The sequence below is a fragment of the Marinomonas communis genome (genome assembly GCF_004363305.1).
In the GTDB taxonomy this organism is placed as follows: domain Bacteria; phylum Pseudomonadota; class Gammaproteobacteria; order Pseudomonadales; family Marinomonadaceae; genus Marinomonas; species Marinomonas communis.
In genome coordinates this window covers 280,510-286,736 of sequence record NZ_SNZA01000006.1, presented here as the reverse complement: position 1 = coordinate 286,736, position 6,227 = coordinate 280,510, and the positions used below count along the sequence as shown (strand labels likewise).

Annotated in this window: 8 protein-coding genes and 1 rRNA gene; 3 read left to right on the top strand and 6 right to left on the bottom strand. The window is 43.6% G+C overall.

The window, feature by feature from the left end; genetic code table 11:
• Nucleotides 1-93: ribosomal RNA gene (gene rrf, locus C8D85_RS16605) — 5S ribosomal RNA — on the top strand; the annotation flags it as partial.
• Between the two features lie 364 nt (nucleotides 94-457).
• On the opposite strand, the gene C8D85_RS16600 is transcribed toward rrf, so the two are convergent.
• Nucleotides 458-616 (bottom strand): YqaE/Pmp3 family membrane protein, encoded by a 159-nt coding sequence (locus C8D85_RS16600; protein WP_072242132.1) that lies wholly within the window; start codon nucleotides 614-616, stop codon nucleotides 458-460.
• A 263-nt stretch (nucleotides 617-879) separates the two neighbouring features.
• On the opposite strand from C8D85_RS16600, the gene C8D85_RS16595 reads away from it, so the two are divergent.
• Nucleotides 880-1,290, top strand: coding sequence for a DoxX family protein (locus C8D85_RS16595; protein ID WP_133564858.1), 411 nt, complete (start codon nucleotides 880-882; stop codon nucleotides 1,288-1,290).
• Here the strand turns inward: C8D85_RS16595 and C8D85_RS16590 are convergent.
• Together C8D85_RS16590 and C8D85_RS16585 are read right to left on the bottom strand one after the other, a co-directional pair.
• A complete protein-coding gene (locus tag C8D85_RS16590; protein WP_133564857.1) occupies nucleotides 1,287-1,568 on the bottom strand; it encodes a TIGR03643 family protein in 282 nt (93 codons plus the stop codon). The two genes, C8D85_RS16595 and C8D85_RS16590, sit on opposite strands and share 4 nt — an antisense overlap.
• Before the next feature lie 68 nt (nucleotides 1,569-1,636).
• Nucleotides 1,637-2,302 carry a 7-cyano-7-deazaguanine/7-aminomethyl-7-deazaguanine transporter gene (locus C8D85_RS16585; RefSeq protein WP_133564855.1) on the bottom strand — a complete coding sequence of 222 codons (666 nt, stop codon included), beginning with the start codon at nucleotides 2,300-2,302 and terminating at the stop codon, nucleotides 1,637-1,639.
• Nucleotides 2,303-2,448: 146 nt separating this feature from the next.
• Between C8D85_RS16585 and C8D85_RS16580 the strand changes: the two genes are divergently transcribed.
• Nucleotides 2,449-3,036, top strand: coding sequence for a DUF2057 family protein (locus C8D85_RS16580; protein ID WP_133564853.1), 588 nt, complete (start codon nucleotides 2,449-2,451; stop codon nucleotides 3,034-3,036).
• A 79-nt stretch (nucleotides 3,037-3,115) separates the two neighbouring features.
• Here C8D85_RS16580 and C8D85_RS16575 read toward each other — a convergent pair whose 3' ends face one another.
• From C8D85_RS16575 to C8D85_RS16565, 3 genes are all read right to left on the bottom strand, one after another.
• Nucleotides 3,116-3,766, bottom strand: a complete 651-nt coding sequence (locus C8D85_RS16575; RefSeq protein WP_133564851.1) for a 2OG-Fe dioxygenase family protein — start codon at nucleotides 3,764-3,766, stop codon at nucleotides 3,116-3,118.
• Between the two features lie 127 nt (nucleotides 3,767-3,893).
• Nucleotides 3,894-4,325: a DUF7282 domain-containing protein gene (locus C8D85_RS16570; RefSeq protein ID WP_133564850.1), complete on the bottom strand. Its 432-nt coding sequence runs from the start codon at nucleotides 4,323-4,325 to the stop codon at nucleotides 3,894-3,896.
• A gap of 101 nt (nucleotides 4,326-4,426) precedes the next feature.
• Entirely contained in the window at nucleotides 4,427-6,169 is a 1,743-nt protein-coding gene (locus tag C8D85_RS16565) for a putative bifunctional diguanylate cyclase/phosphodiesterase (RefSeq protein WP_133564847.1), read from the bottom strand.
• Nucleotides 6,170-6,227 lie beyond the last annotated feature (58 nt).

The window sequence follows — 6,227 nt, the reverse complement described above, 5'->3', positions numbered from 1 at the left end:
AACCACCTGATCCCATCCCGAACTCAGAAGTGAAAAGCGCCATCGCCGATGGTAGTGTGGGAGATCCCATGTGAGAGTAGGTCGTCGTCAAGCTTTTAAATGAAAAGAACCCCGTCCTGCAAAGCAGGGCGGGGTTTTTTATTTTCCTGAATTAAAAAGTGGAACCACTTCACCTATCTGTCCACTACAATGGATCCATCTGATGACACGATGCTCCGTAGGAGCCAGTGGCAGATATCCGCAGGATGCCCGTAGGGGATGAAGCGCCGCTTCAGATCATTGTGGTCGTCGCCTTATCGCACAGAGGTTACGCTGGGTTACTTATCCACATTAAGCGACTGTTGCTTGCCTATCGCTGGAACGTTTTTTTATGTTGATAATTAATATACTTATTAACATAAAAAAGCCCAACATAGGGCGTTGGGCAAAGGAAACCTAAATGATGTGAAAGGCGCATTCAGCGGCGGGCGATGACCCAGACTGCGTGAACGATACCAGGAATGTAGCCTAACAGAGTTAACAATATGTTAAGCCAAAAGGCACCACCTATACCTACTTGTAAGAACACGCCAAGTGGCGGTAGTAAGATAGCGAATAAAATACGTATTAAATCCATATCGTTAAATCCTCATTAAATAGTGGTAACTAGTAACAACTTTGTATGAGTTGATGAATTTCAGCAAGCTGTTTGCCTACCTTTACACAGTATCATGATATTTATTGCGTAATAGCAAGGCAGTCGTCACTATTGTAAAGCCTCTTTACTTCATTATGAATTGTTTCATTTTCAGAAATAATCAAGTGCATTTTAGGGTGATTTAATTCATAAGGTTATCAGTTAATCTACGTTTAATGATTAACTGATAACGGTATCCTAACATGCTTGACCAACGCACTGCCCCATATGCTCTACTGTTACTACGCTTAGCTCTAGGTGGTTTATTTCTAATGCACTTCGGTTTGAAGTTCTTTGTCTTTACTCCAGCAGGCACAGCACAATTCTTCGAATCACTAGGCCTACCAGGCTTCTCTGCATACCTTGGTATGGGCTGGGAGCTAATTGGAGGTATTGCGCTAATTCTTGGTGTCTACGCACGCTTCTTTGCCATTACCTTAATTCCAATTCTAGTTGGTTCTATTGTAATGGTTCATGGGGCTGCGGGATTCTACTTCAATAACCCAAATGGTGGTTGGGAGTTTCCTGCATTTTGGGCATTAGCTCTAACAGTGTTTGCATTAGCAGGCGACGGTAAATTCGCTCTTAAACCAACATTGCGTCATGGTGGTTAACGTCGCTTTAGTCCATGGTTTGGTTTGTACTGAGCAGGTGCATAGCCGCGAAGAATATCTACTGAACGAAGTGCTTTGTGCTTGGTCGTACGTCCCGAGACTCGAGCCCGCCAGTTCTTGAAACTTGAAAGTTTTAAGTGTGAACGCATAAGCCGAATGACGTCTGACTCATTTAGGCCATACAACTCTTCAATGGCTTCGAAGGGGGTTCTATCTTCCCAAGCCATTTCAATAATTCTTGAAATGGCTGCATCGTCTAAATGTTTTGCTTCATTCATCGTTTAACTCTCAATATAGTGACGGATACAAAAAAGCCGCGGTAATTGCCGCGGCTTTTGCGTATAAGCTATACGTTTGCGAGTTTAAAATCGGTTTTAGTCGCAGTGATTTTTTTAACTAAAAAAGCCAGTAAAACACCATACATAGGGATGAATAGACCTAAACTTATGATTAGCTTGAAGCCATAGTCAGCTAAAGCAATTTCTTGCCAGTGTGACGCCATGAATGGATCTGGGCTCTGATAAAAGGCGATGCCAAAAAATGCTAGAGTATCCAAGCCATTGCCGATAACTGTGGAAGCCGCAGGGGCTATCCACCAGCTACGTAGCTGTCTTAGATGGTTAAACACATGGACATCTAATATCTGCCCTAGAACATAAGCCATTAAACTTGCAGCAGCGATACGCGCGACAAACAGGTTGAAGTCCGACAATGCGCCAAAGCCTTGAAAGACACCTTCATAAAACAATACGGACAAAGCGTATGAAGCGATTAAAGAAGGAATCATCACCAAGAATATGATCTTGCGCGCAAGGGGGGCACCGAAAATTCTAACCGTTAGATCCGTTGCTAAGAAAATAAATGGAAAAGTAAATGCACCCCATGTGGTATGAAAACCGAAGAGGGTGAATGGGATTTGTACTAAGTAGTTACTTGATGCGATGATCAAAAGATGGAAGGCGATTAAATAGCGCAAAGCCTTACCTTTTTGCGCAGGAGTAAACGAACTCATAGCGTTACCTTTTTAGTTGGTTTGGGGTGAGGGAACCCAAATGCTTCAGGTGATTATTCAACCATGTGGTCAAACAAGGGCGCTGATTATACATTAACCAATGGTAGTGTCTACGATTGGCTACGGATTCGAAAGGGAAGTAAAAAATGAAACGATTAAAGTGGCTGGTGAGTGCAGGTTTGCTGTGTTCTTCGTTCCTATTGCATGCGGGTTCGCTTCATGTAGATAAGGCGATTGAGCTATTGGCTGTTGATGGGAAAGTTTTAAAGTCTCTGAATACGACCCCTAGGGATTTAAAGTCTGGCGATCATCAATTGGTGTTTCGTTATAAGAGCCGCCTACGTGATGGTAGCGGTGAAGTGGAATTTAAAACACTGCCTTACCTGATGACGTTTTCCACCTTGGCCAGTGATGAGGTGCAGATCTTAGCGCCAGATTTGTTTACCAAAAGCCAAGCCGAACTCTATTTTGAAAATCGTAATATGTGGCGGGTGCAATTTAATAAAGGCGCGATTAAAACGATCAAATACCAGCCCCTATCGGAAGAAGACGTTCCGAAAGAAGCAATCCAGTCATTGTTAGATCAATATAATAAAGCGCAAGAAAATGAGTTTGTTCAAAGCAAGGAGGAAGATCCCACCAAGAATGAACTATTAAAATCAATCCAGCTACTTTACCTGCAAGGCAATGAAGAGCAGCGCCAACAGATCAAGGAATGGGTAATAAAGCAGTAGCGCCCCGAATAACGCACTTTATCTAGATGTCAGCCTTTACCCGTAATAAGGTAAAGGCTGGCCCATTTAATGTAATAGATTAATGGATAAAGTTTGCCGTCAGAACAAACGCATCCATATATCCAAGCTCACCGTTAATTGGCTCAATAGGCGCTGCATAGTGGAAAAAACGGCGATCATTTAAGACAACGAATTCACCATTATTAAGAGGATGCTTCATCATGGCTGGGCTGGTTTCCATTGTATGGACACTCACTTCACCACCAGTGATGTTGTGGCGTTGTATAACATAGATGCCAATGCGATCAAAACCGTCCTGGTGAACGCCTTCTGGCGCCACTTCAACAGGGTTATGATCAGCGAAGATACGTATTTGGTGAACCTCTATCGTGCTGCCGTCCGCAATATCGGTCATCTTTTGGAAGTGCTCGAATAACTCCAAAAAAGCTGGGTCAGATACCGTTTTGTTCTCAATTTCTGGATAGGTGCGCTCAACATTCCCTTGAAAGTGATTGATACTTTCGTCTTGTACGAATGCCTTGCTTGGAAGACGTTTTAGTGAGTCGTTGCTGAAGATGAAGCGCGAGTAACGGCGTAATCGGTAAGAACCATCGGCGTATGGGTTGTCTGGTAAGTTGTCAAAAGAGGGGGCAAGATGGTTTACACTTGCTTGAGGTAATTGACCAACTTCAAGACGAAAAGCTTCTTGAGCTGATTTAGTCGTCAACATAGTAATTTCTCCTCGTTGGCAGATCATGCGCAACGTATGATTATTTTTATTAGAGAGCCGGTAAGCTCATTACTAAGTTTAGACTGAAAAAGGTGGGCGGGGAAACCCACCTTTATGATCAAAAAGATTATTTAGCGGTAATAACATCCATGATCAGTTTACCATCCACTTTGATTGGACCATCCTCCTTGGCTCCTAGAGTGTATTCAAAGACGCCTGTCTTCATGCCCCCATTTTCACCGTGTAACATCAGCATCAGCATTTCGCCGCTTTTCACTGGTTCTTGCAAAATAGCACTGACATTACTGTTCGTGCCTTTGATAACGGGAGCGTAACCAACCACAGGACCAGGTTTCATATTGCTATCGGTGCGATGCACCACTAGCCACCCATTTGCTTCAGACTTGATTGTGCTGGCTGTAACATAGCCATGAGAAACATCTTGATCCATACCTTTGACCGCCAAGCCATGATGTGCCGCGCTAGCAGTGCTAACCGCGCCTGCAAGGACCATTCCTAGAGAAAGAGCTTTAAGTGCGTTAAGTTTTGTCGCTTTCATAATAACCTTCCTGTAAATACCTGATTCGTGTTGGGTACTAACACGTCGTTAGTGTTTCTATACACGGAAGGCATTTCAAAAAGTTTCACACGAAAATAACTTTATGCATCTTCCGCAGCTAGACTACGTAAGCAAAGTGCTAAAAACTCCTTAGCGGGTATCGGTTTACTGTAGAGATACCCTTGTAATTGGTCACAGCCGATGTCGGTTAGAATTTTTTCTTGGGTGGGTTGCTCAACGCCCTCAGCAACCAGGGCAATACCTAGCTGCTTAGCAAGTGCTGTTACCGCTTTAATGATTGCTAGATCGTAGCTTTCTTGACCTTCTTTAAGGTGAGAAACAAAAGATCGATCAATTTTCAATGTATCAAGAGGTAGGTTACGAAGGTAACTCAGTGATGAATAGCCTGTGCCAAAATCATCAAGGGCTACTTTTATTCCTAACGAGCGGATGTAGGTAATGATATCGGTAGAATGATCAATATCATTCAGCAGTTGAGTCTCCGTAAGCTCTAGTTCAATAAGATGGGCTGGTAGCTGTGTTGACTTAAGTGTGAGTAGAAGACGATCTAACCAGCCTGGGTCAGAGAGTTGGGCTGCTGATACGTTCACCGCAACAGGCAAATTATGAAAACCTAAATCGTGCAGGCGTTTGGCGTATTGGCAAGCTTGTTCAAGAATCCAATCCCCCAAGGGCAAAATAGCCCCAGTTTCTTCTGCAATGGGGATAAACTCTGTTGGAGACAGCATACCTAGTTCTGGATGGTTCCAACGCACTAATGCTTCATAACCACATACTTGGCGCGAAAGCCCTCCAATCTTAGGTTGGTAATACAGCTCAAATTGATGGGCTTTGATGGCTGAAATAAGGCTACGCTCAATCAATCTTTTGCGCTCTAAAATATCTCGAATAGACTGTGTGAAAATCATAGTACCATCGCCACCTGTTTGCTTAGCGACGTACATTGCCGCCTCAGAGTGTGCGATCAACTCATCACCATCGCTTGCATCGACATGCAGTTGTGCCATACCAACACTGCTTAATACATGAATTGTCTGTCCTCTGGCTTTATAAGGAGCGTTTAAAGCATTGGATATACGTTGCAGTAACACGTCTACATCGATGCCTTCTCGTTTCAGAAAGCGGAACCCCATCAGAAACTCATCACCACTAAAGCGTGCTAGAAGCTCATCTTGGTCTCTACCAATAGGAACTAGTAGATTGTCATTAATTTCATGCCATAGGCTACGAATGCGGTCAGCAAAGATCGTTAGCAAATCATCACCGACAACATAGCCATACCGCTCATTGATGTCCTTAAAGCGATCAATGTCTACATACAGCTGAATGAATTGCTCTTTGGGGGATAGGTCGTGACAGATCTGGATCAAGTTCTCACGGTAGCAGCGTCGATTACACAGCCCCGTTAATGGGTCGATGTTTGCAAGGCGTTCACGTTCATGGAAGCTTGGATTAGGGTTCTTGGTTTCATGAAACACTCCAACATAGTGTGTAATTTGATGGAGTGAGTCACGAATGGCCTGAATTTTTAACCATTTCGGATAAAGCTCGGCATTTTTACGACGATCCCATATTTCGCCTTCCCAGTATCCGATGCTTTTTAAATCCTGCCACATGGCTTGATAAAACGTATCGCCATGGCGACCAGACTTTACCTTTGCTGGACGCTGTCCTATCAACTCTTCTTCGGTGTAGCCAGAGATGTCCTGATAGGTTTTATTAACCTGAAGAATAATGCCTTGTGCATCCGTAACAACAACGGCATCTCGAAACAAGTCCATGACGCTAGCTGTAAATGGCACATTCAAAAGTAGTTGATCCATCCCAGTCCATATCCAAAAGTGTTAAGCCCTTAAGATTAGCGGAAGCTGACGATAAGAG

Excerpts from the sequence above, each read along its gene's own strand:
- C8D85_RS16600 (WP_072242132.1), bottom strand. The coding sequence starts at position 616 with ATGGATTTAATACGTATTTTATTCGCTATCTTACTACCGCCACTTGGC.
- C8D85_RS16595 (WP_133564858.1), top strand. The coding sequence starts at position 880 with ATGCTTGACCAACGCACTGCCCCATATGCTCTACTGTTACTACGCTTA.
- C8D85_RS16590 (WP_133564857.1), bottom strand. The coding sequence starts at position 1,568 with ATGAATGAAGCAAAACATTTAGACGATGCAGCCATTTCAAGAATTATT.
- C8D85_RS16585 (WP_133564855.1), bottom strand. The coding sequence starts at position 2,302 with ATGAGTTCGTTTACTCCTGCGCAAAAAGGTAAGGCTTTGCGCTATTTA.
- C8D85_RS16580 (WP_133564853.1), top strand. The coding sequence starts at position 2,449 with ATGAAACGATTAAAGTGGCTGGTGAGTGCAGGTTTGCTGTGTTCTTCG.
- C8D85_RS16575 (WP_133564851.1), bottom strand. The coding sequence starts at position 3,766 with ATGTTGACGACTAAATCAGCTCAAGAAGCTTTTCGTCTTGAAGTTGGT.
- C8D85_RS16570 (WP_133564850.1), bottom strand. The coding sequence starts at position 4,325 with ATGAAAGCGACAAAACTTAACGCACTTAAAGCTCTTTCTCTAGGAATG.
- C8D85_RS16565 (WP_133564847.1), bottom strand. The coding sequence starts at position 6,169 with ATGGATCAACTACTTTTGAATGTGCCATTTACAGCTAGCGTCATGGAC.